This is a genomic window from Kitasatospora sp. NPDC101235 (genome assembly GCF_044767505.1).
GTDB lineage: Bacteria > Actinomycetota > Actinomycetes > Streptomycetales > Streptomycetaceae > Kitasatospora.
Map to the genome: position 1 here is coordinate 1 of NZ_JBIWNZ010000048.1, position 25,917 is coordinate 25,917.

The 25,917-nt window shown below is 70.2% G+C and carries 24 protein-coding genes, 1 tRNA gene and 2 pseudogenes; 16 read left to right on the forward strand and 11 right to left on the reverse strand.

Annotation, left to right across the window (positions count from 1 at the left end):
- Positions 1–289 precede the first annotated feature (289 nt).
- Positions 290–991 (reverse strand): substrate-binding domain-containing protein, encoded by a 702-nt coding sequence (locus ACIRRH_RS40715; protein WP_403078058.1) that lies wholly within the window; start codon positions 989–991, stop codon positions 290–292.
- A gap of 83 nt (positions 992–1,074) precedes the next feature.
- Here ACIRRH_RS40715 and ACIRRH_RS40720 point away from each other — a divergent pair, with 83 nt between their 5' ends.
- The 9 genes from ACIRRH_RS40720 (at position 1,075) to ACIRRH_RS40760 (ending at position 10,700) form a co-directional block, all read left to right on the forward strand.
- Entirely contained in the window at positions 1,075–1,842 is a 768-nt protein-coding gene (locus ACIRRH_RS40720; RefSeq protein ID WP_403078061.1) for an IclR family transcriptional regulator, read from the forward strand.
- A 115-nt stretch (positions 1,843–1,957) separates the two neighbouring features.
- On the forward strand, positions 1,958–3,169 hold the full coding sequence (locus tag ACIRRH_RS40725) for a 4-hydroxybenzoate 3-monooxygenase (RefSeq protein ID WP_403078064.1): 1,212 nt from the start codon (positions 1,958–1,960) through the stop codon (positions 3,167–3,169).
- A gap of 26 nt (positions 3,170–3,195) precedes the next feature.
- Entirely contained in the window at positions 3,196–4,221 is a 1,026-nt protein-coding gene (locus ACIRRH_RS40730; protein WP_403078067.1) for an amidohydrolase family protein, read from the forward strand.
- 17 nt (positions 4,222–4,238) lie between these two features.
- Positions 4,239–4,928 carry a 4-carboxy-4-hydroxy-2-oxoadipate aldolase/oxaloacetate decarboxylase gene (gene ligK, locus ACIRRH_RS40735; RefSeq protein WP_403078070.1) on the forward strand — a complete coding sequence of 230 codons (690 nt, stop codon included), beginning with the start codon at positions 4,239–4,241 and terminating at the stop codon, positions 4,926–4,928.
- Between the two features lie 2 nt (positions 4,929–4,930).
- Positions 4,931–5,851 carry an amidohydrolase family protein gene (locus ACIRRH_RS40740; RefSeq protein WP_403078073.1) on the forward strand — a complete coding sequence of 307 codons (921 nt, stop codon included), beginning with the start codon at positions 4,931–4,933 and terminating at the stop codon, positions 5,849–5,851.
- A 27-nt stretch (positions 5,852–5,878) separates the two neighbouring features.
- A complete protein-coding gene (gene ligA, locus ACIRRH_RS40745) occupies positions 5,879–7,186 on the forward strand; it encodes a protocatechuate 4,5-dioxygenase subunit alpha (protein ID WP_403078076.1) in 1,308 nt (435 codons plus the stop codon).
- 4 nt (positions 7,187–7,190) lie between these two features.
- On the forward strand, positions 7,191–8,162 hold the full coding sequence (locus ACIRRH_RS40750; RefSeq protein WP_403078078.1) for a Gfo/Idh/MocA family oxidoreductase: 972 nt from the start codon (positions 7,191–7,193) through the stop codon (positions 8,160–8,162).
- Positions 8,159–9,190, forward strand: coding sequence for an aldo/keto reductase (locus ACIRRH_RS40755; protein WP_403078080.1), 1,032 nt, complete (start codon positions 8,159–8,161; stop codon positions 9,188–9,190). Before ACIRRH_RS40750 ends, ACIRRH_RS40755 begins: the two co-directional genes overlap by 4 nt.
- Before the next feature lie 283 nt (positions 9,191–9,473).
- Positions 9,474–10,700, forward strand: a complete 1,227-nt coding sequence (locus ACIRRH_RS40760) for a hypothetical protein (protein WP_403078081.1) — start codon at positions 9,474–9,476, stop codon at positions 10,698–10,700.
- Positions 10,701–10,986: 286 nt separating this feature from the next.
- On the opposite strand, the gene ACIRRH_RS40765 is transcribed toward ACIRRH_RS40760, so the two are convergent.
- A complete protein-coding gene (locus tag ACIRRH_RS40765) occupies positions 10,987–12,198 on the reverse strand; it encodes a hypothetical protein (protein WP_403078084.1) in 1,212 nt (403 codons plus the stop codon).
- Between the two features lie 284 nt (positions 12,199–12,482).
- Here ACIRRH_RS40765 and ACIRRH_RS40770 point away from each other — a divergent pair, with 284 nt between their 5' ends.
- Positions 12,483–13,457 carry a LuxR C-terminal-related transcriptional regulator gene (locus tag ACIRRH_RS40770; protein WP_403078087.1) on the forward strand — a complete coding sequence of 325 codons (975 nt, stop codon included), beginning with the start codon at positions 12,483–12,485 and terminating at the stop codon, positions 13,455–13,457.
- Positions 13,458–13,579: 122 nt separating this feature from the next.
- Here the strand turns inward: ACIRRH_RS40770 and ACIRRH_RS40775 are convergent.
- Positions 13,580–14,257: pseudogene (locus ACIRRH_RS40775) on the reverse strand (M20/M25/M40 family metallo-hydrolase); the annotation flags it as partial.
- Positions 14,253–14,390 (reverse strand): annotated as a pseudogene (locus tag ACIRRH_RS40780) (exodeoxyribonuclease III); the annotation flags it as partial. The pseudogenes ACIRRH_RS40780 and ACIRRH_RS40775, both read right to left, overlap by 5 nt.
- A gap of 138 nt (positions 14,391–14,528) precedes the next feature.
- On the opposite strand from ACIRRH_RS40780, the gene ACIRRH_RS40785 reads away from it, so the two are divergent.
- Entirely contained in the window at positions 14,529–16,043 is a 1,515-nt protein-coding gene (locus ACIRRH_RS40785) for a recombinase family protein (RefSeq protein WP_403078089.1), read from the forward strand.
- 581 nt (positions 16,044–16,624) lie between these two features.
- On the opposite strand, the gene ACIRRH_RS40790 is transcribed toward ACIRRH_RS40785, so the two are convergent.
- From ACIRRH_RS40790 to ACIRRH_RS40800, 3 genes are all read right to left on the reverse strand, one after another.
- Positions 16,625–16,701: transfer RNA gene (locus ACIRRH_RS40790), tRNA-Met, on the reverse strand.
- Between the two features lie 331 nt (positions 16,702–17,032).
- Positions 17,033–17,524, reverse strand: a complete 492-nt coding sequence (locus ACIRRH_RS40795; protein WP_403078092.1) for an ester cyclase — start codon at positions 17,522–17,524, stop codon at positions 17,033–17,035.
- A 38-nt stretch (positions 17,525–17,562) separates the two neighbouring features.
- Positions 17,563–17,997: an ester cyclase gene (locus tag ACIRRH_RS40800; protein ID WP_403078095.1), complete on the reverse strand. Its 435-nt coding sequence runs from the start codon at positions 17,995–17,997 to the stop codon at positions 17,563–17,565.
- Positions 17,998–18,121: 124 nt separating this feature from the next.
- Here ACIRRH_RS40800 and ACIRRH_RS40805 point away from each other — a divergent pair, with 124 nt between their 5' ends.
- From ACIRRH_RS40805 to ACIRRH_RS40815, 3 genes are all read left to right on the forward strand, one after another.
- A complete protein-coding gene (locus ACIRRH_RS40805; protein WP_403078097.1) occupies positions 18,122–18,595 on the forward strand; it encodes a MarR family winged helix-turn-helix transcriptional regulator in 474 nt (157 codons plus the stop codon).
- Between the two features lie 188 nt (positions 18,596–18,783).
- Positions 18,784–19,071, forward strand: coding sequence for a hypothetical protein (locus tag ACIRRH_RS40810; protein WP_403078100.1), 288 nt, complete (start codon positions 18,784–18,786; stop codon positions 19,069–19,071).
- Positions 19,072–19,484: 413 nt separating this feature from the next.
- Positions 19,485–19,889 carry a hypothetical protein gene (locus tag ACIRRH_RS40815; RefSeq protein WP_403078102.1) on the forward strand — a complete coding sequence of 135 codons (405 nt, stop codon included), beginning with the start codon at positions 19,485–19,487 and terminating at the stop codon, positions 19,887–19,889.
- A 236-nt stretch (positions 19,890–20,125) separates the two neighbouring features.
- Here the strand turns inward: ACIRRH_RS40815 and ACIRRH_RS40820 are convergent, their stop codons facing one another.
- Positions 20,126–20,734, reverse strand: coding sequence for a DJ-1/PfpI family protein (locus ACIRRH_RS40820; protein ID WP_403078105.1), 609 nt, complete (start codon positions 20,732–20,734; stop codon positions 20,126–20,128).
- A gap of 40 nt (positions 20,735–20,774) precedes the next feature.
- On the reverse strand, positions 20,775–21,818 hold the full coding sequence (locus ACIRRH_RS40825; protein ID WP_403078107.1) for an alcohol dehydrogenase catalytic domain-containing protein: 1,044 nt from the start codon (positions 21,816–21,818) through the stop codon (positions 20,775–20,777).
- A gap of 177 nt (positions 21,819–21,995) precedes the next feature.
- On the opposite strand from ACIRRH_RS40825, the gene ACIRRH_RS40830 reads away from it, so the two are divergent.
- On the forward strand, positions 21,996–22,811 hold the full coding sequence (locus tag ACIRRH_RS40830) for an alpha/beta fold hydrolase (protein WP_403078110.1): 816 nt from the start codon (positions 21,996–21,998) through the stop codon (positions 22,809–22,811).
- 167 nt (positions 22,812–22,978) lie between these two features.
- Complete coding sequence (locus tag ACIRRH_RS40835; RefSeq protein WP_403078112.1) at positions 22,979–24,316, forward strand: aldehyde dehydrogenase family protein; 1,338 nt, start codon at positions 22,979–22,981, stop codon at positions 24,314–24,316.
- 73 nt (positions 24,317–24,389) lie between these two features.
- Here the strand turns inward: ACIRRH_RS40835 and ACIRRH_RS40840 are convergent, their stop codons facing one another.
- Positions 24,390–24,959, reverse strand: a complete 570-nt coding sequence (locus tag ACIRRH_RS40840; protein ID WP_403078114.1) for a TetR family transcriptional regulator C-terminal domain-containing protein — start codon at positions 24,957–24,959, stop codon at positions 24,390–24,392.
- A gap of 51 nt (positions 24,960–25,010) precedes the next feature.
- On the reverse strand, positions 25,011–25,871 hold the full coding sequence (locus ACIRRH_RS40845; RefSeq protein WP_403078116.1) for an enoyl-CoA hydratase/isomerase family protein: 861 nt from the start codon (positions 25,869–25,871) through the stop codon (positions 25,011–25,013).
- Positions 25,872–25,917: the final 46 nt, after the last annotated feature.

A 25,917-nucleotide genomic window follows, 5' to 3' on the forward strand; every position in this document is an offset into this window, starting at 1 on the left:
GGCGGCCGTGCTGGAGGCGGCGATCGCCACTCCGTCCAGCAGGCCGATCGACTGCCGCATCGCGACGTGGGAGCCTCGCGCGTCCGCTCTCGGGCTGCTGCCCGTGTCCTTCACCGTCGATGCCAACGGATCACCGCCTTGGGGGTGGGGGTGGGGTGGGGATGGGGGGAAGTGCGAGTCATGAAACCGGGGGCGAAACGAAACGTCAATGCCGTTGTCATAAGAAGACCAGGGTCGGCGGCCGGGCGACCGTCCGCCGAGCCCCGGCCGCTGCTTCCGGGGCGCCGTGTCAGCCCTGGTGCCCGAGCGCCCGCATGCCCCTGGAACGGACGATCCCCGACGCCATGTCGGAACCGAGGACGTCGAGGACTTCGCGGGCACGGTCCGGTTGGACGGAGGAAGCCAGGACAGCCCCACTGAAGACCGAGTTGATCTCGGTGTCGCCTGGCAGCGGGCCGACGACGACGATGCCCGGCAGGTCCATCAGCTCGCTGCGCTGCTGGAAGGCCAGGTCGGCCCGGCCGGACGAGAGCAGGCTACCGGCAGGCACCCCCGCTGGTGCCTGGACGAGCCGGTCCGAAAGCGTGTCGGCAAGCCCCAGCCGGGTGATCAGTCCGACGAGAGCCGTCCCGCTGGGACCGGTGGAGTACGCGATCCTCTCCGCGGACAGGAGAGCGGCTCGCAGGTCGGACACCGAATCGAATGCCGGAACCGGCGTTCCGTCCGGTACGGCGGCGACGACCTGGGAGACCCACAGCGGGCGCGCCGTGCCCCCCAAGACGTGCCCTTCCTTCTCCAGTTCGGCCAGTGCTCCCTCGGCGAGGACGAGCAGATCGGCCTCGGCACCCTCGCGCACCCGCCGCGCGATCTCGACCCCGCCGGCGGACTCGAAGCGCACGGGGGTGCCGCGGGTGTGTCGGATGTGTTCGGAAAGGTCGGTCAGGATCGGCCGTGTCGCCATCGAGGACAGCCCGGAGATCTCCTGGTTCACATTGACTCCTTGAGTTCGGCAGATGGTACGACTGGTGCGACGCGCGCCCGGGCGGCTCGACGTCGCTCTGCGACACTGGCCGGATGAGCGCAACCCGGAGTACGGCAGCCGGAAAGGTCCTTGAGGTCCTCTCGGCCTTCGATCGTGAGCACCCGTCGCAGACGCTGTCGGAGATCGCCCAGCGTACGGGCATGGCCGTGAGCACTGCGCACCGAGTGATCACGGAGTTGGCGGGATGGGGAGCGCTTGAGCGCGCGGAGGACGGGTCGTGGCACATCGGGCTGCGCCTGTGGGAGATCGCCTCGGGGTGCCCGCGGACCCAGATCCTGCGCGATTCGGCGCTGCCGTTCATGCAGGACCTCTACGAGGCGACCCATGAGAACGTCCAGCTCGCGGTGCGCGAGGGCACGGAGCTGGTCTTCGTGGAACGGATCGCGGGGCATCGATCGGTGGAGGTGGTCACGATGGTCGGGTCCCGGTTCCCCATCGTCTCCACCGGGATGGGGCGGGTGCTGCTGGCGCACGCGCCCCGGGAGATCCAGGAGGAGGTGCTCGGATCGCCGCTGCGGGCCTGGACTCCGCACACCGTCACCGAGCCGAAGGCGCTGCGGGCACAGCTGGACCGGATACGCCGCGAGCAGGTCTTCGTCAGTGACCGGCAGCTCTCGGAGCGCTCCGTCGCGGTGGCCGCGCCGGTGCGGATCGGCCGGGCCGGCCCGGTGAGCGCCGCCTTGGGGATCGTCGTCGCGGCGCGCGGCGAGAGCCGGGCGCGCGGGCTGCGCGAGCCGCTGCTGAGGGCCGTGCGGGGGATCTCCGAGGAGCTCGGCAGACGGGCCCGGACGACGGTCTGAAATCCGGGGAGGTTTCCGCCTGACGGAAAGGAGGGCGACCGGTCGAGGGTCCGGGTGCGAGCGTTCGGGGAGTTCGAAACCTTCGAAACCCCCGCGCCACCGTTCAGGAGATGCCATGGCCGATGCCATCGTCGACACCGTCGCCTCGGTCCCAGTCGCCGTTGTCGGTGCCGGCCCAGCCGGACTGATGCTCGCCCATCTGCTCGGGCGCGCCGGAGTCGAGACGATCGTGCTCGACACCCGCACCCGGCACGAGATCGAGACGACACACCGGGCCGGCATCCTCGAAGCCGACGCGGCCCGGGACCTGGTGGAGACCGGTGTCTCCGAGCGGATCCTGCTCGACGGTCACGAGCACGAGGGCGTCGAGCTCCGGTTCGGCGGCCGGCCGTACCGCATCGACTTCAAGAAGCTGGTCGGCGCGTCGGTGTGGCTCTACCCGCAGACCGACGTGTTCATCGACCTGGCCGACGCCCGGGAACGCGACGGCGGCACGGTCCACTTCGGTGTCAGGGAGACCGAGGTCCTCGACGTGACGACCGACGCTCCCCGGGTCCGCTGGACCGCGCCCGACGGGACCCGCCACGAAGTCCGGGCGCGGTACGTGGTCGGTGCGGACGGGTCGCGCAGCATGTGCCGCGACCTGGTGCCCGAGGACCGGCGGGTGCGCTACGGCAAGGAGTACCCGTTCGCGTGGTTCGGCATCATGGCCGAGGCGCCGATGAGCGCACCCGAGCTGGTCTACGCCCACTCCGAGCACGGGTTCGCGCTGATCAGCCAGCGCACCCCGCGCGTGCAGCGGATGTACTTCCAGTGCGCCCCCGATGAGCCCGTGGAGGCCTGGTCGGACGACCGCATCTGGGAGACGCTCCAGGCCCGGGTGGCCGGCGAGGACGGTTTCCGGCTCAACGAGGGGCCGATCCTGGAGAAGACGGTGCTGCGGTTCCGCTCGTTCGTGCAGGAGCCGATGCGCTGGGGCTCGATGGCGCTGGCGGGCGATGCCGCGCACACCGTACCGCCGACCGGCGCCCGCGGGCTGAACCTGGCGCTGCACGACGTGAAGGTGCTCGCCGGTGTCCTGCTGCGGGCGCTCGGCAGCGAGGGTGCGGCCGCGCTGGACGACTACCAGCCGCGCGCCCTCCAACGGGTCTGGCGGGCACAGAACTTCTCGTACTGGATGACCCGGCTGCTGCACACCGCGCCCGGCGACACGCCGTTCGACCTGCGGCGTCAGCTCGGCGAGCTCGACAACGCGGTGGGCACCCGGGCCGGCCGCACCTTCCTCGCCGAGCAGTACACCGGCTGGCCCACCGCCACCCGGTACTGACCCGGACGCCTTTCAGGAGAGCACACATGATCATCGACTGTCACGGCCACTTCACCACCGCACCGCCGCAGTTGGCGCAGTGGCGGGACCGGCAGGTGGCGGCGGCCGGCTCCGCCGGCGACGCACCCGACCCCGACGACCTGGTCATCACCGACGACGACCTGCGCCAGGCGATCGAGGGCAACCAGCTGCGGCTCATGGACGAGCGCGGCAGCGACCTGACGATCTTCTCCCCGCGGGCCAGCTTCATGGCCCATCACATCGGCGACTTCGCGGTCTCCTCGGTGTGGGCGCGGATCTGCAACGACCTGGTCCACCGCGTCAGCACGCTCTACCCCGACCGCTTCGCGATGGGCGCGATGCTCCCGCAGTCGCCCGGAGCCGACCCCGCCACCTGTCTGCCCGAGCTGCGCCGCGCCGTCGAGGAGCTCGGTGCGGTCACGGTCAACCTCAACCCCGACCCGTCGGGCGGCCGGTGGACCGCACCGCCGTTGACCGACCGCAGCTGGTACCCGGTCTACGAGGCGATGGCCGAGTACGACATCCCTGCCATGATCCACGTCAGCACGTCGTGCAACCCGGCGTTCCACACCACCGGTGCCCACTACCTCAACGCCGACACCACGGCGTTCATGCAGCTGGTCCAGGGCGACCTGTTCGCCGACTTCCCGACGCTGCGGTTCGTGATCCCGCACGGCGGCGGCGCGGTGCCCTACCACTGGGGAAGGTTCCGCGGACTGGCGATGGCGCTCGGCAAGCCTGATCCCGAGACGCTGCTGGACAACGTCTTCTTCGACACCTGCGTCTACCACCAGCCCGGCGTCGACCTGCTGACCCGGGTGATCCCCAGCCGGTCGGTCCTCTTCGCCAGCGAGATGATCGGCGCGGTCCGCGACATCGACCCGCGCACCGGTCACCACTTCGACGACACGAAGCGGTACGTCGACGCGACGCCGAACCTCTCGGACGAGGAGCGGGCGGCCGTCTACGCCGGCAACGCCCTGCGCGTCTACCCCCGCCTCGCCGCGCGCCTCGCCGCAGCCGGCCGCTGAACCCAGGAGAAGAAGGCATGGAACACACCGAGATCGGCATCGTCCACACGTCGATCACCCGCGCCGACCCCGAGACGGTCGCCGCGCTGTCGGAGTTCGGCGTCGCGACGATCCACGAGGCGATGGGCCGGGTCGGACTGATGCGCCCCTACCTGCGCCCGGTCTACCCCAAGGCCCGGCTGTGCGGCACGGCGGTGACCGTCCTGCTGCAGCCCGGCGACAACTGGATGCTGCACGTCGCCGCGGAGCAGATCCGCGAGGGCGACGTCGTCGTCGCCGCCTGCACGACCGAGAGCGAGGACGGTTTCTTCGGCGATCTGCTCGCCACCTCCTTCCGCGCCCGGGGGTGCCGGGGCCTGGTGATCGACGGCGGCGTGCGCGACGTGGCCGACCTCGAGGACATGGACTTCCCGGTCTTCGCACGGGCGATCAACGCCAAGGGCACGGTCAAGGCCACCCTCGGCTCGGTCAACGTGCCGGTGGTCTGCGCCAACGCCCTGGTCCGGCCCGGCGACGTCGTCGTCGCGGACGGCGACGGCGTCGTCGTCGTGCCGCGCGAGCGGGCCGCCCAGGTCGCCGAGGCGGCGGCCAGGCGCGAGGCGGGCGAGGCGGGCAAGCGCGCGAGGTTCCGCGCGGGCGAACTCGGCCTGGACATCTACGACATGCGCGGCCCGCTGGCCGCGCTCGGGCTGCGGTACGAGGACTGAGGATGACGACGACCTTCGAGAAGACCCCCGGCTGGCTGGACTGGCACGCCGGCCCGAGCCGCCCGGAGTTCCGGCTGCCCGCGGGCGCCGTCGACGCGCACTGCCACGTCTTCGGGCCGGGTGCGGAGTTCCCGTACGCCCCCGAACGCAAGTACACCCCGTGCGACGCGTCCAGGGACCAGCTCTTCGAGCTGCGCGACCATCTGGGCTTCGCCCGCACCATCGTGGTCCAGGCGACCTGCCACGGCGCCGACAACAGCGCCATGGTCGACGCCCTGCGGGCATCGGGGGGCCTGGCCCGCGGTGTGGCGACGGTGCGCCCCGGGATCCCCGACGCGCAGGTGCGGGAACTGCACGAGGCCGGTGTGCGCGGCGTGCGGTTCAACTTCGTCAAGCGGCTCGTCGACGCGGCGCCGCAGCAGGACCTGTGGGACGTCGTCGAGCGGATCAGACCGTACGGCTGGCACGTCGTCGTCTACTTCGAGGCGGCCGACCTCGCCGACCTGCGCGAGTTCCTCCTCTCGATCCCGGTGCCGCTGGTCGTCGACCACATGGGCCGGCCCGATGTCGCCAAGGACCCGCACGGCCCGGAGTTCGAGGCGTTCCTGGACTTCATGCGGGCCCGGCCCGACATCTGGTGCAAGGTCACCTGCCCGGAGCGGTTGTCGGTGAGCGGCCCGCCGGCCCTCGACGGGGAGCGGACGGCCTACCGCGACGTCGTCCCGTTCGCCCGGCGCGTGGTCGAGGAGTTCCCCGACCGGGTGTTGTGGGGCACCGACTGGCCGCACCCGAACCTCACCGACCACATGCCCGACGACGGCCTGCTCGTCGACTTCGTGCCGCACATCGCGCCGACGCCGGAGCTGCAGCACAGACTCCTCGTCGACAACCCGATGCGTCTGTACTGGCCCGAATCGGACTGAACCGTCCCACGAACGGAGGACCCACCCATGTCGCTGGACAAGAGCTACAAGCTGGTCCCGGGGACGACCATCTTCGACGCCGAGCAGTCCGCCAAGGGCTACCACCTCAACCAGTTCTGCATGTCCTTGATGACGGCCGAGAACCGGGACCGCTACCTCGCCGACGAGCGCGCCTACCTGGACGCGTGGCCACTGCGGGAGGAACAGAAGCAGGCGCTGCTCGACCGCGACCTCAACGCCGCGATACGCGAGGGCGGCAACATCTACTTCCTCGCCAAGTGGGGCGCGACGCTGGGGCTGTCGTTCCAGCAGATGGCCGGCTCGATGACCGGCATGACCGAGCAGGACTACCGCGACATGATGGTCGCCGGCGGCCGCTCCGTCGAGGGCAACCGGATCGACCACGCCGTCCTCGAAGCGGCCCACGCCGACCGGACGCCGCCGGCCGAGCACGCCACGATCACCGGCGCCGTCTTCACCTCGCACGTGCCGGCGATCGGCGCGGCGATGGACCACCACAAGACCGAGGAGCCCTACTGGCGGCCGGTCTTCGAGGGCTACGAGTTCTCCAAGCAGTGGGAACGGGACAACGCCCCCGACGTGATCTTCCTGGTCTACAACGACCACGCCTCCACCTTCGACCTGTCGATGATCCCGACCTTCGTGCTCGGCACCGGCGCGGCCTACCCGACCGCCGACGAGGGCTACGGACCCAGGCCGGTCCCCGGGATCGAGGGCGATCCGGAGCTGGCGGCGCACATCGCGCACTCACTGATCCGCGACGACTTCGACCTCACCCTCGCCAACGAGATGACCGTCGATCACGGGTTGACCGTCCCGCTGTCGTTGATGTTCGGCGACGTCGAGCGGTGGCCGTGCAAGGTGATCCCGTTCCACGTCAACGTGGTGCAGTACCCGGTGCCCTCGGGCGCGCGGTGCTTCCGGCTCGGCCAGGCGCTGCGCAGGGCGATCGAGTCCTACGACAGGCCGCTGAAGGTCCAGGTGTGGGGCACCGGTGGCATGAGCCACCAGCTCCAGGGGCCGCGCGCCGGCCTGATCAACCGGGAGTGGGACAACGCCTTCCTGGACCGGCTGATCGCGGATCCGCAGGGCCTGGCCCAGGTGCCGCACCTGGAGTACGTCGAGGAGGCCGGCTCCGAGGGGATCGAGCTGGTCATGTGGCTGATCGCCCGAGGGGCGATGAGCGATGTCGACGGCTCGGGCCGTACAGAGGTCAAGCACCGCTTCTACCACGTGCCGGCGTCCAACACCGCCGTCGGCCACCTGATCCTTGAGAACCACCCGGCGGGCGAGACGCCCGCCGTGAAGGAGTGACGACATGACCGACGAGCAGACCGTCCGGATCGCCCTGGTCGGCGGCGGCGCCTTCGGCGCCAAGCACGCAGCCGCGTTGCGCCGGATCAAGGGCGTCGAGGTGACCGCTGTGGTCAGCAGCAGTCTGGAGAAGGCGCGGCGGTTCGCCGAGGAGCAGGCCGTGGGCCGCGCCGTCGCCACGCTGGAGGAGGTGCTGGCGATGGACGACATCGACGCGGTGATCCTCGCGACGCCGACCCAGATGCATGCCGGGCAGACCCTGGCCTGTCTGGATGCGGGCAAGCACGTCCAGGTCGAGATCCCGCTGGCCGACTCGCTGGCAGACGCCGAGGCCTGCGACGCCGCGCAGCGACGCACCGGGCTGGTCGCCATGGTGGGACACACCCGGCGATTCAACCCCAGCCACCAGTGGGTGCGGCAGCGGATCCAGGCCGGGGACTACCGGATCCAGCAGATGGACGTGCAGACCTACTTCTTCCGCCGCGAGAACCTCAACGCACTGGGCCAGGCACGTTCCTGGACCGACCACCTGCTGTGGCACCACGCCGCGCACACCGTCGACCTGTTCGCCTACCAGGCCGGCTCGCCGATCGTGCAGGCCAACGCGATCCAGGGGCCGATCCACCCCGAACTGGGCATCGCGATGGACATGTCCATCCAGCTGCGCGCGGAGAACGGGGCCATCTGCACGCTGTCGCTGTCCTTCAACAACGACGGTCCGCTGGGCACCTTCTTCCGCTACATCGGCGACACCGGCACCTACCTCGCACGTTACGACGACCTGTTCACCGGCAAGGACGTGCCGATCGACGTGAGCGGGGTCGACGTCTCGATGGACGGCATCGAGCTGCAGGACCGCGAGTTCGTCGCCGCCATCCGCGAGGGCCGCGAGCCGAACGCGTCCATCGCCCAGGTGCTGAACTGCTACCGGACGCTGGCTGCCCTCGAGGAGCAGCTCGCGGCTGCCGCGTCGTGACCGCGGGGAAGACTTCGGGTCCGGGCCGCCGCGTGTTGCGGCGGCTCGGACCCTTCGAGGTCCCTGCGATCGGCCTGGGCTGCATGAACGTCAGCCACGCCTACGGCGTCCCTCCCACGCCGGAGGCCGCCGAGCACCTGCTCCGCACGGCTCTGGACGAGGGCGTCACGCTCTTCGACACCGCCGCCCTCTACGGCTTCGGCGCCAACGAGGAGCTGCTCGGCCGCGTGCTCGCCGGCGACCGGGACCGGATCGTCCTGGCGAGCAAGTGCGGGATGACCGGCGTCGACGGCCGGCGCGTCATCGACGGCCGGCCCGAGACGATTCGGCGCACCGCCGACCGGGCGCTGACCCGGATGCGCGTCGACGTCATCGACCTCTACTACCTCCACCGGGTCGACCGACGGGTACCGGTCGAGGAGAGCGTCGGGGCGATGGCCGAGCTCGTCGAGGCCGGGAAGGTGCGCGCGCTCGGGCTCTCCGAGGCATCCGCCGGGACGCTGCGCCGGGCTTACGCCGTGCATCCGATCGCCGCCCTGCAGAACGAGTACAGTCTCTGGTCGCGCAACCCCGAGCAGGGCACCCTGGCGGCGGCCCGTGAACTCGGCGTCGCCCTGGTGGCGTTCAGCCCGCTGGCCCGCGGCTTCCTCACGTCGGTTCCTCCGGAGGCCGGCAGCCTCCCGGACGGTGACATCCGCGGCGGGATGCCCCGCTTCGACGCCCGCCACTACCCCGCCAACCTGGCCCTGCGGAGCGAGCTGGCGCAGATCGCCGAGGGCGCCGGACTCACCCTCGCGCAGCTGGCCCTGGCCTGGGTCGTCTCCCGGGGGCCGCATGTCATCGCCATCCCGGGGACCCGGTCGGTGACCCACCTGCGGGAGAACCTGTCCGCGCTCGACGTCGACGTGTCCGACGAGGCTCTCGACGCGGCAGGACGGGTGCTGAACGCCTCGACCGTGCACGGGGCCCGCTACAACGAGGCGACCCTCGCCGAGATCGACACCGAGCGCTGCGGGCACGCAGGCTGAGAGCCGGGCCGGAGGGCGGACCGACCACCGGTCGGCACCGCGCCCCGGCCCGGCTTCACGCTCGCTCGTGTGACGGACCGTCAAGCAGCGGACCGTTACGTCGGGCGAACCCGGAGGTGTGCGGCGCCTGTCACGTTCCGGTCAATGCCGGTTTCCGACAGGACGGACGGCTTCTCCGGAGGGCCCGTTCTCTACAGACTCTGGTCTGCAGCACACCGACCGCCCCCCCGTCCCACGCGGAACGGTGGGGCGCCCCGGTTCCACCAGATCAAGGGAGTTGACTGTGAAGAAGAGCATCGCCTGGGCCGTCACCCTCGTGACCGCGGCCACCTGCACCCTCGGCGCCGACCTGCCGGCGGCGGCCGCGGACGGAACGAAGGCCACCGTCGCCACCGCCTCGTCCCTCGGCGCCGCGATCGACACCTCCAAGCTCGACCCGAAGACGAAGGCCCTCGTCGACGAGATCCTGGCCAAGCTGCCGGCCGACTGGCAGGCGCGCCGCGCGGCCACCGCCGCCAAGTACGGCATAGCCGACACCCAGTGGGCGGACGCCCTCAACAGTGCCATCAACCCGGGCGACTACCAGTGCCAGGACACGGTGCTCTCGGCCTACACGGACACCCTGCTGGCCGGCGCCGATCAGCCCGCCCTGGTGTTCTTCCTCTACCTCCTGGGCGCGTTCGACCTGCCCACCTATGACGCGCTGCTGTTCGGCAGCGAATCGAAGTCCGACACCTTCGGTGTCGACGGCGAGTACACCCACCAGCTGACGTCCGAGGCCAAGGACCTGAAGCGCTTCTGGGACATCCCCTCCACCGGCATCCAGGTCATGCCGATGCACGGCCCCGACGTCTTCTCCTCCCCGGAGCGGACCGCCCGCGTCCTGGCCGCAATGTACGGCGGCACGGTCGAGGACTACCTCGGCCTGGCCCAGTTGATCATCGTGCTGGTCAACTACGAGCCCGTGCTGCAGGGCGGCTCCAACCCGATGTTCACCTTCAACGCGTTCGCCTACTCCGACAAGAACAGCCGGCAGCCGCTGGGCGTCTCCGACCGCATCATCGTGGGCGACGGCGTCCTGCAGGGCATGAAGGCCGTCGGCCTCGGCGACACCGCCCCGCGCGCCATCCTCGCCCACGAGTTCGGCCACCAGGTGCAGTACGCGGACGGCCTGTTCGACAACACCACGCTCACCGGGCCGGAGGCCACCCGGCGCACCGAGCTGATGGCGGACGCGTTCGGCACGTACTTCCTCACCCACTCGCGCGGCGAGGCCCTCAACGCCAAGCGCGTGCTGGACTCCGAGAAGTCCTTCTACCAGGTCGGCGACTGCGGCTTCACCAGCAACGGGCACCACGGCACGCCCAACCAGCGGTTCGCCGCCTCCTCCTGGGGTGCGAGCGTCGCCGACACCGCAGCCAACCAGGGCCACATCCTGCCGTCGATGAAGCTCGACGGGCTGTTCGAGGCGAAGCTCCCCGACCTCGTGAAGCCGGACGCGTCGAACTGACGACCCGAGGACGTCGTCCCAGGTGTGCGGGCGGCCGGTGCGCGAGGCCGAAAGGCTGCGCACCGGCCGTACGCGACCTTCCCCGGCTGTGCACCGGCCGCCCCCGGCCGCGCAACCGGGGACGTTGCCGTACCTCGGTGACGAGGTCGACGCCATGAGGAGGGGGCCGGGCCACGGCAACGTGGCCCGGCCCCCAGCGGCGGGATCGCGACCCGCTACGAGAAGACCTTTCGCCGCTCTCGTGCGCGGCGGACGCCGAACGATCCGACGATCAGTCCCAGCAGGCTCAGCCGGCCGCGTCGGGCTTGACGATGTCGGGGAGCTTCGCCTCGAACAGCCCATCGAGCTTCATCGACGGCAGGATGTGGCCCTGGTTGGCGGCGGTGTCGGCGACGCTCGCACCCCAGGAGGAGGCCGCGAACCGCTGATTGGGCGTGCCGTGGTGGGTGTCGCCGGTGTAGTCGCAGTCGCCGACGTCGTAGAAGGACTTCTCGGAGTCCAGTACCCGCTTGGCGTTGAGGGCCTCGCCTCGTGAGTGCGTGAGGTAGTAGGTGCCGAAGGCGTCGGCCATCAGCTCGGCGCGCCGGCTGGACTCCGGCCCGGTGAGCGTCGTGTTCTTGAGCAGGCCGTCCGCGAACTGCACCTGGTGGCCGAACTCGTGGGCGAGGATGGCGCGCGGGGCGGTGTCGCCGAGGCCGAGGGACGCCATGCCCTGCAGGACGCCGTCGCCCACGATGATGCGGTCGGAGACGCCGAGCGGATCCGCTTCCTGGGAATCGCTGAAGGCGAGCGCGTTGAGGGTGAAGAGCGGGCTGGCGCCGTGTTCGAGGCTGGGCTCGGAGCCGATGAGCCGGATGACCAGGTCGGCGAGGGTCCGGCTGGTGTCCGCGGGCGTGCCGTACAGGGCTACGAAGAGGCGGGCCAGGCGCTCCGGGGAGGAGAAGAGATCGGCGCCGTGCATCGGGATGAGCTGGATGTCGCCGGAGGGGATGTCCCAGAACTTCTTCAGGTCCTTCATCTCGGACGTGAGCTGGTGGGTGTATTCGCCGTTGACACCGAAGCTGTTGGACCTCGACTCGCTGCCGAACAGGATGGCGTCGTAGGTGGGCAGGTCGAGCATGCCCGCGAGCATGAAGAAGATGTAGGGGTCCTTGGCCTTCGCCACCTGGCTCCGGACGTAGGTGGTCAGGCCCGAGGGCCGGCACTGGTAGTCGCCCGGGTTGATGACGCCGTTGCGTATCCCGGTCAACTGGCTGTCGTGGATGCCGTACTTGGCGGCGGCGGCCTGCAGGCGGTCCTGCCAGTCGGCGGGCAGCAGGGCCAGGTAGGCGTCGGCGATCGCCCTGGTCTCCGGGGAGAGGCCGGAGGTGTCGGGCTTGGTGGTGGACACCGAGGCGGTGACGGGCGCGCCTTCGGCTGCCGCGGCCGGAACGGTGGCGCCGAGAGCGCAGGTGGCGGCCGTCACGGCGGTGAGGGCCCAGGCCAGGGTCTTCTTCACGGGGAGCTCCTTGCTGTACTGGAGCCGACGCCAGGGTCTGGTACGTGTTGGCGGTCGGCTGTGCCGTGCTCAGAGTCTGTGGACGCGCCGCCGTCGCGGAAAGCGTTCCGGTTGTCGAAATCCGGCGTTGGCAGGAACTTGACACCTTTTTTGCTCGCACCGGCGTCGAACCTTCTTCGGCTTCATGACCGCTGACCTGGAGAAGCGACCTGCCGAAACAGGGCTCAACGTGTCAGTGGTCCATGCGATCGAACTCTGGGGAGGTGATATGCGATGATATGTATGTGTATTCACCGGAGGGCGCAGGTTTCAGTGAGGCGGCCGCGGACGCGTACCGCGTCCTCGTCCAGCGAGGCGCGGTGACCGCGGCCGAGTTGTCGGGCGCCCTCGGGGCGGCCCCGCACGAACTGGACCCGGCGATCGGAGAACTGACCGTCGTCGGACTCGTGGAGTCCGACGACGGGCGGCTCGTCGCCCTCTCGCCGCGCGTCGCGCTCGACGGCCTCGTGGAGAGCCGTGCCAAGGAACTCGATGCGCTGCGGGACAGCGCCGAGCAGCTCGCCCGCTTCTGGCGCGACCACCACGCCGAGGGGGCCGGCTACCTGGAGGTCCTCAAGACGCGGGCGGCACGCGAGGCCAGCGCCCAGCGCCTCTACGACATGGCCACCGAACAGGTCCGCGCCCTGACCATCGGCTACGTGGAACCGGCCGCGCCGTTGGCCGCCCCGGCGATCGCCGACGGCTTCGCCGGGGCCCTGAAGCGCGGTGTGCGCTGCTCGGTCGTCTACGGCGCCCAGGTGCTGGGCGACGCGCGAGGCTGGGAGGCCGTCCGCACCTCCATCGAACTCGGGGAGCACGCCCGCGCGTTCCCCGGCGTTCCGCTGAACCTGGGCATCTGCGACGACCGCTTCGCCGTGGTCAGCGCGCCCGCGCGAGGCTCCAACAGCCGTCACAACATCGTGGTGCAGCGGTCGGACCTCCTCTACGGTCTGATCGACCTCTTCGAGTCGTTCTGGCAGATGGCCGTCCCGCTGTCCGCACGGGGCGGGCCGGGGAGCGAGGCCGGTCCGGGCCCCACGACGGAGGCCCGACAGCTCCTGACGTACCTCAGCGGCGGCCTGACCGACGCGGCCATCGCCCGCGAACTCGGCGTCAGTGAACGCACGGTGGCCCGCCGCATCACCCGACTCCAGGAAGTACTCGGTGCCCGGACCCGCTTCCAGCTCGGCATCCAGGCCACCCGCCGCGGCTGGATCTGACCAGCCCGGCGGGCCCGAGCCGGCGGGTTCGCCGCCGGCTCGGGCCGCCGAGGCTCTCAGGAGTCGGCACGCGGGCCCGGTCCGCTGCCCGCGTCCCGAGGAGCCGACCGCCGATCGGTGTCTCAGCCGTGCAGCGGTTCTGCCAGTCGGCCCAGCAGGCCCGCGACCAGGGCTGTCTGCGTGGGAACGGTGTCCGGGTAGATGAACTCGCCCTGGGCATGGGCACCGTCGCCGACCGCGCCCATGCCGCACAGCACCGGCAGTCCCTCGTTGCTGACCCGGATGTTGACGCTCGCGGTGGCCATCCCGGCGACGACGTTGGCGCCGGAGCCGCCGGTGATGAGACCGGGATTGATCGTGGTGCCCTTGTCGGGGGCGGCAACGGCCGCGGCGGCGACGACGAACTCGGACAGCGCAGTGATGGCGCTGGCCCCGTCCTGGGGCGCGAGCCCGGCGTGTGCCTCGACACCGCTGGCGGTGACGCGGAAGGTGCCGTTGCCCTTGCGGGCGGTCTTGACCGCGCCGTGCGCGCTGGGTTCCAGCACCAGCGTGGCGTCGGCGTGGTGGGCGACCTCCTCGATCACCGGGCGGGAGGAGCGGGAGCCGACCTCCTCATCTCCGTTGAAGAGGAAGGTGACGGTGGGGTGGGTACCGGGACGCCGTACTCCCGGGCCAACTTCAGTGCCCAGATGCCCTGGGCCAGGCCGGTCTTCATGTCGAAGACGCCCGGTCCGCTGAGCTTTTTTCTCCCGGCCGTCCTCCGCGGGGGGTTGCCAATATCGCTTGATATGTCCGCTAGGTGTTCAGGCCGAACACTGCGGTGACGGGCGCGTGGTCGCTCCATCGCTCGGCGTGGGTGGCGGCGCGTTCGATGTAGGCCTCGACTGCCATGCCGGCCAGGGTTTTTGTAGAAACAATTAGGTCTACTCTCCAGCGAATAGACGCCTTTTCGAAAAAGGTCCACCTGTTCGAGTGTGAAGTGTTCGAGGGTGCCTGCTGGCCTGGGCGGTAGGGGGAGGCCCATGGGCATCATGACGGTTTCGGCGCCGGTTCGGGCGGTGGTGGGTTCGCGTGTCTCGGACACGCACGGGGACGAGGGCAAGGTCTCGCACCTGGTGCAGGCGGAGTCGGCGACTCGGCACGCGGTCTCGAAGGAGTGGGAGATCGTCGGGTCGTTCGAGGACCTGGACGTCTCGGCCCAGATCACGCCGTGGAAGCGCCCCGACCTGGACCGAGCGGCAGGCGGAGTGGGACGCGATGGTGTGGGCCAAGGTGGACCGGGCGTTCCGGTCAGCGAAGGACTGCGCGGACGTGGCGCACTGGGCGGAGGAGAACCACAAGGTCCTGGTCTTCACCGACGACGGCATCACCCTGGACTACCGCGAGGGCCGTGAGTCGTCGTTCGGGAACGAGCTGGCGAAGGTGTTCCTGATGCTGGCGTCGATCTTCGCGGAGATGGAGCTCAAGCGGATCAAGGCCCGCGTCACCGCCGCGCACAAGCACTTGCGGAAGACGGACCGCTGGGCGGGCGGGCAGCCGCCGTACGGGTACCGGATTGTGGACCGTCCCGGTGGTGGGCGGACGCTGGAGCCGGACCCGGTCACGTCCGAGGCCGTCCGGTACATGGGCAAGCTCCTCCTGGAAGGCCAGAGCCAGTGGATGATCGCCGCGGCCCTGGAAGCAGCCGGCTTCGACACTCCCGCGACCCACGCGTACAAGAACCAGGGCGACACCTACACGAGCAAGCGCAAGACGCCGCCGTCGAACCACTGGAACCCCACCAGCGTAGGCAAGATCCTGCGCTCGCCGGCGACAATGGGCTTGAAGCTGACCGGTCGCTCCGTGAAGGCGCGCAAGGTCGCCCGCGACGCGAAGGGCCTGCCGATCCGCATGGCCAAGCCCCTGTTCACGGAGGAGGAGTGGGCCGCCGTCCAGGCGGCGATGGACGAGCGGTCCGTCACGAAGGAGCGCTCGAACGGCGCCTCGCCCTGGCTGGGCGTTGCGCACTGTGACCGTTGCGGCGACCGGTTCTACCGGCAGGTGAACCTCGCGAAGAACGGCAAGATCTACGAGTACTACCGGTGCGCGAAGACGGCCGGCAAACCCGCCTGCAAGGGGCAATCAGTCAAGGGCGAGCGCGTCACCGCGGCGATCACGGCTCTGGTGGAGCGCTTGGCCGGGCTGGCCATGACGGTGCGCAGGTTCATCCCCGGCGAGGACCACACCGAGCAGCTCGACCACGTCACGGCGGCCATGAAGGACCTCCGGGAGGAGAAGCGCCGCAACCTGTTCGACTACCCCGGCGGCGATGACGAGTACTCCGAAGCCCTTGAGATCCTCGTCGACGAACGACGCCGCCTCGCAGCCCTCCCACAGTGCCCTTCCGCCTGGGTCGAGGTCGAGACCGGCGAGACCTTTGCCGATGCCTGGGCACAGGCTGACCAGGAAAGGCGCCGCCAACTCCTCCTCGGCCTCAAGGCCCGCCTCTACATGACGCCGGCCATCGAAGGCTGGTACCTGCCTGCAGAACTCGAAGCACGCGTGGGACAGCTGGAGTGCGCTGGCAGCTCGGCGGAGGTCGGGTGATCCGGGATCGTTGTGGACCGGAGACCTCCGCGTGGGTAGAGCGCATCCCTGGCCACGCTGTCGGTGTCGTCTCGGAGCGGGGCACCTCCAATTGGGCGGAGCGGACCTGAACGGCGCGTCCCTCGGGCACCTGGCCGTGGGGTCACCTCCACGCCGGGCGGAGCTGCCGCTTGACAGGCCGGGGCCTACCACTTGCGAGGGCGGCGGGCAGATTAGGGTAGTCGGCCCAAGCAACCAGGTGTGGGGCCCCTCACCCGAGCCGTCGAGGTCGTCCACCGAGCCCTGGCCGTCCGGCGATCCCGGGCCCGCGACACTGTTGGACGGGGCGCCAGGCATGGCGCGGCCCTGGACGTCCGCGTCCCGTTCGAGGTGCGCGACCGGTTCCAAAGCGCGCTGATGGGCGTGTCCGGCCCGGAACATGCGCCGAGAAGCTGCTGCTGCGACTTTGAGGCCTGCCACAGTTCTGACGGCGACTCCGGCCGACGGCCGCCGTCGAAGGCGTGGGGACCTGGAGCGACCGGGACGGTCCGCAAAAAGGCCGGGCCCGACGCACTGAGTGTGTCGGGCCCGGCCTTTTTGCGTGGTAGCGGGGACAGGATTTGAACCTGCGACCTCTGGGTTATGAGCCCAGCGAGCTACCGAGCTGCTCCACCCCGCGTCGGTGTTGTCGACTGTACGGCAGAGCCCGGGAAGAACAAAATCTCATGATTCAGGGTTACGTGACTGGTGGGCATGACGTCTCTGGTTCTCCTGTCGGACGCCTGCGGTGCGGTGCTCGCCGGTCGTGTGCGCGGCAGGTGGGTTCGACAGGGATGCGGGGACTGCCCAGGACTTCGCCGAGCGTCACATCACTGGCGGGACAGGACTGGCTGCCGGTCGGCGGCTGTGCGGGTCGGGCCCGGGAGTCATGTTGTGCTCCCGGGTATCGATGCGGACCGACGCGGGCTCTTCTGCCTGTTCGACCGTGTTGCTCGTCGCGGCCGGGAGGGCTATGCGCGCAGGCTCTGGAGGAAGGCCGTGAAGTCCGCGTCGGCCCAGTGTTCGATGATCTTCCCGTCCTCGATCCGGTCGACGGTGGTCGCGGTGAAGGACGCGTAGCGGCCGGTCGGGGGGAAGTCGAGGAACTGGGCGGTGTGGTGTCCGCCCAGGATCCAGCGGGTCGCGACCTTGTCGGCCTCGGCGAGTTGGTCGAGGACGGTGATGGCGAGGTCGTCGAAGGCCGCGACGAGTGTGCTGTCGAAGTCGAGCCAGGACTGGCGGTCGAAGCCGGGGACGTGCATCACGGCGTCCGGGTGGATGTAGCGGGCGAAGGACGCCGGCAGGTCGCGGAGGGCGTAACTCTCGTAGAACGCCCGGGTGATGTGCTTCGTCCCGCTGTCGCTGGTGGCGGCGGTGGACGGGGTCGCGCACGCGAGGGTGAGGGCGGCGCTGCCGGCGAGGGTGGCGCCGAGCAGGGTGCGTCGGTCGAGGGGCTGGTTCATGGTCGGGCTCCTTGTGGGGGCGTGATGGTGACGTCGGGTCAGGCGTTCTCGCCGCGGAGGAGCTGCAGGAAGCGGCCGAAGTTGCCCTCCGACCAGTGCTCGACGGACTGGCCGTCCGCGATGCGGTCGATGGAGATGCCGCTGAGGTGGACTTCGTGGCCGGACGGGGGGATGCCCAGGATCGTTCCCGTGTGGACGCCGCCGAGGCGCCAGCGGGTGACGACCTTGGGGCCTTCCGCGATCTGGTCGAGCACGTCCAGGCGGTAGCCGGTGAGGGCGGCCTTGAGTTCGAGGTCGCCCGCGATCCAGGCGGAGCGCTCGTCGGGGCCGTCGAACCCGTGGAGCGCGAGGTCCTTCGCGATGTACCGCTCGAAGCCGGCGGCCAGGTCCGCGTTGTAGCTCGCATAGAACGCGGCGGCGACCTGACGTGGCGACAGGTGTGCGTCGGGCGGGGTGCTTCCGGTCCTGGTCATGGTGATCATCTCCGTTCGCCCGATGGGCAGTTGGCCGTGTACTTGTCGCGTCAAGCAAGTGCTTGACGCGACAAGTACATAGCGAACTGCTTGCCGCGTCAAGTACTTGGGTTAGGGTGTGGCCATGCCCTCCGACCAGCCGCCGCCGCAGCCCCTCACCGCGAGCGAGGAGGCGTTCGTGCGTGAGCTGAGCCGCGTCATGCTGGCCCTGCCGCGCGCGGTCGACGCCGACATCGTGCGCGAAGCCGGGCTCCCGCTCTCCGAGTACACGCCGTTGATGCACCTGTCCGAGGCGCCGGGGCGGGCGATGCGGATGAACGAGCTCGCTGCCGCCTGCAGCATCTCGCTCAGCGGGATGACCCGCGTCGTTACCCGGCTGGAGAAGCAGGGCTGGGTCGAGCGCACCAAGAGCGCCGAGGACGGGCGCGGGTGGAACGCCGCGCTGACGGATGCCGGCCTCGCCCGTCTGGAACAGGCCTGGCCGGCGTTCCTGGTCAGCGTGCGGTGGCACCTCGTCGACCACTTCGACGGCCAGGACCTCACTCACCTCACCGCCGCGCTCCGCCACGTCGCGACCTCCGGGGAGGGGCCGGCCTGACGCCCGGGCGGCCCGGTTCGGACGACCGGGATAGGGTGCCGCGGTCGGGAGGGTCGCAGTCGGGTGCCTTCGATGGGGCGCGTTTCGCCTGGCAGGTGTCGGGCATACAGACGTGGCTGACGCCGACCGTGCACAGCTTCCGCGTCGGCACCTGAAGCACCTGCCGCATCGAAGGGGAGAGTGCCTTGTTGGGTGATCGAATCAAGCGGACGTCGGCCGCCGTCCTCCTGGCCGGGGTTGCGACAGCCGGACTGGCCGTGGTGGGGCAGGGGTCCGCCTCGGCGGCGCCGAGTCTGATCATCGTCAACGACTACACGGGGGCCGCGTACGTCTCGCAGTCCACCTGCAACTGGGTTGCGCAGCAGGAAAACCAGAACACGTATGGCAACCCCTACGGCGACGGTGTTCAGTACTACTACTGCGCCCAGCGATCGTCGGACGGGATGTGGAACCTGTGGTGGAGGCACTACGCGTGACCTGATCGTCAGCCGTGTCCGGTCCGGCGACTCGGGGCGGAGGGTGTGTCCCTCCAGCGGCCTCCTGTGCGGGAAGCCGTGCCGGTGGCGCGCCGGTTTCGGTGCGATCGGGAGGCGTTTGAACTGATTGACCGTCATATTGCGCTGTTGGGCAGGGTCTCGGTGGGGAGGTCGCGAAGGCAGCCTCGACAGAGGCAGGACGACCGGCCACATTGAGAGTTCCTCGGTGCACCGGACGGGTGCCGCTCCGCGTGGCGCAGCCGGGGTTCGGCCTCGCGCCGATGCGAGTTTTCGACAGCCGCAACCCGAGGTCAGTGAGGGGCATCTGCCGGCCCGCGCATGGCAGTGGGCGAGGGAAGGCCGCTCCAGCCTCGGGCGCACATCCGGGTCCACTGCGAAAGGGTGAGTCGAGAATGGTCAAGAAGCTCAGGTTGAAGGCAGTCATGGTCGGCATGGCGGCCGTGGGTGGTCTTCTCACGTTCGCGCCCAGCGCCAGCGCGGCCGGGAACTGCAACAACTACGGAGAGCCTGGAGTCATCCAGTTCTTCACCGGGCCGAACTACACGGGTAACTGCTACCAGGTCTTTGCCGCCTACGGGACGGGTGTTGAGGACAACTTCGCGAATGTGCCCGGCGGCATGAACGACAACATATCCTCGCTCAGAAGCTGGGCCGACAGTTCCCAGTACCGCGTCGGCTGGCTTTACGCGGATCCCTACGAGAGCGGATCGGTCTTCGAGTTCAAGGGTGGCGAGTGGTGGCCCACGCTGCCGTCATGGATCGACAACAAGGCCTCGTCCTTCTCTGTTGGTTGGTGAACCATTTCGTGAACCCGCCGAGAGCACTTTTTGGCGGGGATCAATTTTTTCTCCGACCCCTTGGAGAGGCTGGGCTCATAGCCTCGGCAAGAGTAGGAAGCCCAGCCACATTGACGGCAGGCACGACAGCCGGAACCACGGGGCATCGGCTCGACCGGACGAGGAGACGGCCCGTGGGGGCCCGAACCGACGGGCCGCCATGGCGTAAGAGTGACCGGTTGTTGACGCGTGGGCGGTCAGCGGAGGGCGGGTCGGCCGGTGTGGATGGCGTGCAGGGCTCGGTCGACGGTCTCCCGGTTCTCGCCGCCGGGGGCGACGTAGTCGAGGACGGCGCGGGCGGCGTCCTCGCCGAGGGTGCGGGTGATGACCCAGGTGGCGAGGTACTGGGAGGCCAGACAGCCGCCGGCGGTGGCGATGTTGCCCTCGGCGTGGAAGGGCGCGTCCAGCACGGTGAGGCCGCGGGCCTCGACGAAGGGGCGGCTGGTGCGGTCGGTGCAGGTCGGAATGCCGGCCAGCAGGCCGAGACGGGCCAGGACCAGTGCGCCGGAGCACTGCGAGCCGATCGACTGTCGCGCGGGGTCGAGCGGCAGCATAGAGATCAGCCGGTCGTCGGCGACCACGTCGCGGGTCCTGATGCCGCTGCCGATCAGCACGACGTCGGCGTCGGCGGCGAAGCCGATCGGGCGCTGCCCGGTCACCTGCACGCCGTTCATCGAGGTGACCGTAGGCGTCGGCGTGGTGATGAAGGCCTCCAGGTCGTCGTTGCGGCACCGGTTGATCAGGGCCGAGGCGATGAAGCTGTCGAGCTCGTTGAACCCGTCGAACGTGACCACTGCTACCTGCATCACAACTCCCTTGCGTCGGGCGGCGGATGATGAACGCCGGTCAGCGGCCGGTGGTGACGACCATGCGGAACCGGGCTCGGCCCGAGGTCATCTTCGCCACTGCCTGAGCAGTCTCCTCCAGCGGCACCTGCTCGATCCAGGCCCGTACTCCCGTCCGGGCCGCGAATCGCAGCGCGTCCTGGGTGTCGACGGCGGTGCCCGAGGAGTGGCCGTAGATCTTCCGGTCGCCCCTCAGCAACTGGAGGGCCGTCAGCTGCAGCGGCTCGGATCCGATGCCGATGACGACGAGCTCGCCGCGGCGGCCGAGTCCGTCGACGGTCGCGGACATGGCGGCCGCATCGGTCGCGGTGGCCAGGACGACCTTCGCGCCGCCGAGGTGTTGCAGCGCCTCGGCGACGTCGCCTGCAGTGCTGTCGATGTAGTGGGCGGCGCCGAGTTCGAGCGCGAGCGCCTTCTTCTCCGCGCCGCGGGCGATCGCGACCGTCCGGAATCCCATTCTCTGGGCGAACTGCACGCCCAGGTGGCCCAGGCCGCCGAGGCCGAGGACGGCGACGGTGTCGCCCGGGCGTGCGGCGGAGCGGCGCAGGGCGTTGAAGACGGTCACGCCCGCACAGGCCAGCGGCGCGGCCTCGGCGGCGGTGAGCTCGTCCGGGACGGCAGCCAGGGCGATCGCGGGGACGACGACGGAGTCGGCGTATCCGCCCGGGTAGGCGACACCGGGAATCGCGAGCCGGGGGCAGTGCACGGCGTCACCCGAACGGCAGGCGTCGCAGTGCCCGCAGCTGCCGCCGTACCAGCCCACCGCGACCCGGTCGCCGACCTGCCAGCCCTCCACTCCGTCGCCGAGTGCGTCGATGCGGCCGGCTATCTCGTGGCCCGGCGTGATCGGAAAGGCGCTGCCGGGCAGGTTGCCGCTCGCGATGAGCAGGTCGGAGTGGCACACCCCGCACGCCTCCACCGTGATCCGTACCGCGCCCGGCCCCGGCTCCGGCCGGGCGACCTCGACCAGTACCGGAGCAGCGCCCGGCGCGGTGACCTGGACCGCGCGGAACGCGCCGGTCGGGGGGTTGGGGGAGATGGTCATGAGCGTGTCCCTTCGTTGTACGGCGGGCGGCCCGTCCAGGATTGAATATGACCGGTCGTTTTGTCAATCGAGCGCCGGAACCACGGCTTTATCGGTGTCCGAGTTGACAGAGTGAATATGACCGGTCATCTTAAGACTGTCGACCGCATGGAACACACCAGGGAGAGGGACAACGCGATGACTGAGATCAAGCCCAGGTTCCGCACGATCGACGGGTTGTCGGTCAGGTACGCCGAGAGCGACGAGCCGCACGAGCGCGAGGCCCTGCTGCTGAGCCCCTGGCCGGAGAGCCTCTACTCCTACGACGCGACCTGGTCGAAGCTGGCCCGGCATGCGCACCTGGTCGCGGTGGACCTGCCCGGGTTCGGGCACTCCGAGCTCCGCGCCGACCTGCTCTCACCCGCGGCGATGGGCGAGTTCATCGTCCGGCTCGCCGACGAGTTCGCGTTGGTGAGCCCGCACGTCGTGGGTCCGGACATCGGCACGGCCGCGTCCCTGTTCGCCGCCGCACGGCACCCCGGCCGGTTCAGGAGCCTGGTCGTGGGCACCGGTGGGACGGCCGTCCCCCTGGCGCTGGGGAACCCCCTGAAGGACTGGGTGCTGACCGAGGACCTGGCCCCGTACCGGGCCATGGGCCCCAAGACGGCCGTCACCGTCGCGATGCAGACCATCAACGGCTACCGGCTGCCGGACGTGGTGCGGGAGGACTACCTCGCCTCCTACGTCGGTCAGCGCTTCGTCGAGCAGTTGCCCTACGTCCGCGCCTACCCCGCCGAACTGCCGGTCCTGCGCGAACTGCTGCCCACCCTGGAGACGCCGGTCCAGATCCTCGCCGGCCGCGACGACGCGGTCGTGCCGCCGGAGAACGCCGAGTACCTCCACGCGCACCTGCCCAACAGCAAGCTCGACATCATCGACGCCGGCCACTTCGCCTGGGAGGAGAACGCCGACGACTACGCCGACGTCATCACCCGGTGGTGGCAGGCGAACTAGGGACCCCTCGGGAGAGGCCGCACGCGCCTCACCCGAGGCCGGCCCGCGGCCCGGACCGGGATCCGTCGGGCCGGTCCGTCCGAGCGTTCATCGACCCGCTCCTACCCTGTGCGATCTCCGGTGCCCGGCCCGGTGGCCGGGCCCCCTTGACGAAACGAGAGACACACATGACCACGACGCACCCCGCGTTGACCGAGACCGAGGCGGCTACCCTGGTCGCGCGACTGCGCGCGACCCACCGCAGCGGCCGCACCAGGCCCCTTGCGTGGCGCCGCGAGCAACTGACCCGACTGCGCGCGCTGCTGACCGACAATCGGAAGGCGATCGCCGAAGCCCTCTGGGCCGACCTGCGCAAGAACGCGGACGAGGTCGACCGCATGGAGATCGACCTGACGGTCCTGGAGATCGACGACTACCTGGAGAACCTGGAGGGGTGGCTCGCGCCGCAGCCCGTCGAGATCGCGGCCCCCCACCTGCCCGCGGGGACGGCGGCCCACACCGAGTTCGACCCGCTCGGCGTCGCCCTGGTCCTGTCGGCCTGGAACTATCCGATCTACCTGTTGCTGACCCCGGTCGCGGGTGCGCTCGCGGCCGGCAACGCGGTGGTCGTCAAGCCCTCCGAGCTCGCCGAGCGGACGTCCGCCCTGCTGGCCCGGCTCGTCCCCGCGTATCTCGACCCCGACGCCGTCGCCCTGGTCGAGGGCGGCGTCGCGCAGACGACGTCACTGCTTGCGCAGAACTTCGACCACGTCTTCTACACCGGCAACGGCACCGTGGGCCGGATCGTGATGCGCGCGGCCGCCGAGCACCTGACGCCCGTCACCCTCGAACTGGGCGGAAAGTCGCCGGTGTTCGTCGACCGGGACATCGACATCGCCACGGCTGCCGCACGCATCGCGGCCACCAAGTTCACCAACGCCGGGCAGACGTGCGTCGCTCCCGACTACGTCCTCACCGACCCCGAGACCGCGCAGGCGCTGACGGTCGCCCTCGCCCAGGCGGTCCGGGAGCTGTACGGCGACGACCCCCGGGCCTGCGGCAGCTACGGGCGCATCGTCAACGAGCGGCACTTCGACCGGTTGCGGAAGCTGCTCGACTCCGGCCGCACGGTGATCGGCGGACAGAGCGACCGCGCCGAGAAGTACATCGCCCCGACCGTGCTGCTCGACGTCCGGGCGGACGAACCGGTGATGCAGGAGGAGATCTTCGGGCCGATCCTGCCGATCCTCACGGTCGCCGACCTCACCGAGGCCATCGAGTTCATCAACGACCGCGACAAGCCGCTGGCCTTGTACGCCTTCACCGGGAACGACACCACGAAGTCCCGGCTGATCGCCGAAACCTCCTCCGGTGCCGTCAACTTCGGCCTGCCGATCCACCACCTGACAGTTCCGGCCCTGCCGTTCGGCGGCGTCGGGGAGAGCGGTATGGGCCACTACCACGGCCGCTACTCCCTGGAAGCCTTCAGCCACCGGAAGACGGTCTTCGACGCCCCGCTGAACTGACCCGGAGACGGATGCCGGCGGAACCGACCCGGGTCGGTTCCGCCGGCATCCGTCTCCGGCACCGGCCGCCGGGTCAGGCGGTCAGCGAATCGAACACGGTGAAGAAGTCGTCCAGCGGCGCGCTGCCGCGGACGACCTTCGCCTGCATGGCCGCGCCCTCCCAGGCGCTCACCAGGAATCGGGCCAGGACCGCGCTGTCCACCTCGCTTGCCAGCGTCCCGGCCGCGCGGGCCTCGTCCAGCGCCGAGGCGAGGGCGGAAGCCCACCGCCCGAGCCGGCTGCCCACCTCGTCCCGGACCGTGGGGCTCTGCGTGGACAGCTCCGCCCCGAAGTTGCCGAACATGCAGCCCCGGGCGTAGTCGTACCGCTCCAAGTCCGCCATCAGGTAGGCGAAGTGGCCGCGGATGCGCTCGACGGGAGGAGTCGACGTGTCGGCGAGCATGTCCATCCCGCGCGTGCCGGCGTAGCGGCGCATGACCTCGACGGCCATGGCTTCCTTGCTGTCGAAGTGGTTGTAGAACGAGCCCTTCGGTGTGCCGGCGGTGTCGGTGATGTCCTTGATGCCGATGCCGTTGAAGCCGTGTTCGTGGAAGCGGTCGTGCGCGGCTTCGATCAGATGTTCGCGCATGCTGGGTCGCGGCATGGTGCACACTCCTTCTATCACTGTCAATATGTCCGGTCGTCTTTCGATTTGTCAAACAGTGCGGTCGGCCTCGGGCCGGTGCGGGAACTGCCCCACGGCCCCGCCCAGGTCGGCCTCAAGGTCGCCCGGTGTCTGGAGGCCCCGGCGCGCGAGGTGGTCCAGGCGCTCGCGGGTCTGCGGCAGGGCGACAAGGCTCTGGAAGACGGCGGCGTCGGAGCGGACCTGTGCGGGGTCCGCCAGCGTGAGGTCGCCGATGGCGCGCTTGGCGGCCCTGACTCCCTCGGGCGGGAAGCCTGCGATGCGCCCCGCCAGCCGCTCGACGAAGCCGTCCAGCTCGTCGTCGGGCAGGGCGCGGGTGATCCAGCCGTAGCGCTCGGCGAGGTCCGCGTCGAAGTCGTCCGCGCCCACGATGGCCTCGACGGCCCGCGCCCGGCCCAGCCGTCGGGTCAGGTGCTGGATGCCGCCGGCGCCGGGCAGGGCGCCGGTTCCGACCTCGAACTGCCCGAAGACTGCGCTCTGCCGCGAGGCGAAGATCATGTCGCAGGCGAGGGCCAGCTCGTTGCCGCCGCCGCGGGCCCGCCCGCGCACCTTGGCGATGGTGATCACCGGGACCCGCGCCAGCCGGTGCAGGAACATGCCGAGCGAGGCGTCGCCCGGGCCGCCGGGCTTCGCGGCCTCGGCGGTGTACTGCGGAACGGCCGCGAGGTCCACATGTGCCGAGAAGTACTCGGGGGAGGCGCTGTCGAGGACGACGACCCGCACGTCGCCGGGGTCCGCGTACAGCGTGTCGACGAGCCCGGCCAGGTCGCGGACCAGGTCGACGCCGATCAGGTTGAGCGGGCCGGCGTCGAGGGTGGCGAACAGGACGCCGCCCTCCAGTCGGGTGCGGATCGAGGGGTGGTCGAAGCTCACGATGACTCCCAAAGGGTCGTGGACGCCGGGCAGTTGCGGCCGGAGC

Coding starts and splice junctions, on each gene's coding strand:
- ACIRRH_RS40725 (WP_403078064.1), top strand. CDS start 1,958: ATGGCCGATGCCATCGTCGACACCGTCGCCTCGGTCCCAGTCGCCGTT.
- ACIRRH_RS40740 (WP_403078073.1), top strand. CDS start 4,931: ATGACGACGACCTTCGAGAAGACCCCCGGCTGGCTGGACTGGCACGCC.
- ACIRRH_RS40830 (WP_403078110.1), top strand. CDS start 21,996: ATGACTGAGATCAAGCCCAGGTTCCGCACGATCGACGGGTTGTCGGTC.
- ACIRRH_RS40840 (WP_403078114.1), bottom strand. CDS start 24,959: ATGCCGCGACCCAGCATGCGCGAACATCTGATCGAAGCCGCGCACGAC.
- ACIRRH_RS40795 (WP_403078092.1), bottom strand. CDS start 17,524: ATGAACCAGCCCCTCGACCGACGCACCCTGCTCGGCGCCACCCTCGCC.
- ACIRRH_RS40750 (WP_403078078.1), top strand. CDS start 7,191: ATGACCGACGAGCAGACCGTCCGGATCGCCCTGGTCGGCGGCGGCGCC.
- ACIRRH_RS40805 (WP_403078097.1), top strand. CDS start 18,122: ATGCCCTCCGACCAGCCGCCGCCGCAGCCCCTCACCGCGAGCGAGGAG.
- ACIRRH_RS40730 (WP_403078067.1), top strand. CDS start 3,196: ATGATCATCGACTGTCACGGCCACTTCACCACCGCACCGCCGCAGTTG.
- ACIRRH_RS40800 (WP_403078095.1), bottom strand. CDS start 17,997: ATGACCAGGACCGGAAGCACCCCGCCCGACGCACACCTGTCGCCACGT.
- ACIRRH_RS40835 (WP_403078112.1), top strand. CDS start 22,979: ATGACCACGACGCACCCCGCGTTGACCGAGACCGAGGCGGCTACCCTG.
- ACIRRH_RS40825 (WP_403078107.1), bottom strand. CDS start 21,818: ATGACCATCTCCCCCAACCCCCCGACCGGCGCGTTCCGCGCGGTCCAG.
- ligA (WP_403078076.1), top strand. CDS start 5,879: ATGTCGCTGGACAAGAGCTACAAGCTGGTCCCGGGGACGACCATCTTC.
- ACIRRH_RS40815 (WP_403078102.1), top strand. CDS start 19,485: ATGGTCAAGAAGCTCAGGTTGAAGGCAGTCATGGTCGGCATGGCGGCC.
- ACIRRH_RS40820 (WP_403078105.1), bottom strand. CDS start 20,734: ATGCAGGTAGCAGTGGTCACGTTCGACGGGTTCAACGAGCTCGACAGC.
- ligK (WP_403078070.1), top strand. CDS start 4,239: ATGGAACACACCGAGATCGGCATCGTCCACACGTCGATCACCCGCGCC.
- ACIRRH_RS40720 (WP_403078061.1), top strand. CDS start 1,075: ATGAGCGCAACCCGGAGTACGGCAGCCGGAAAGGTCCTTGAGGTCCTC.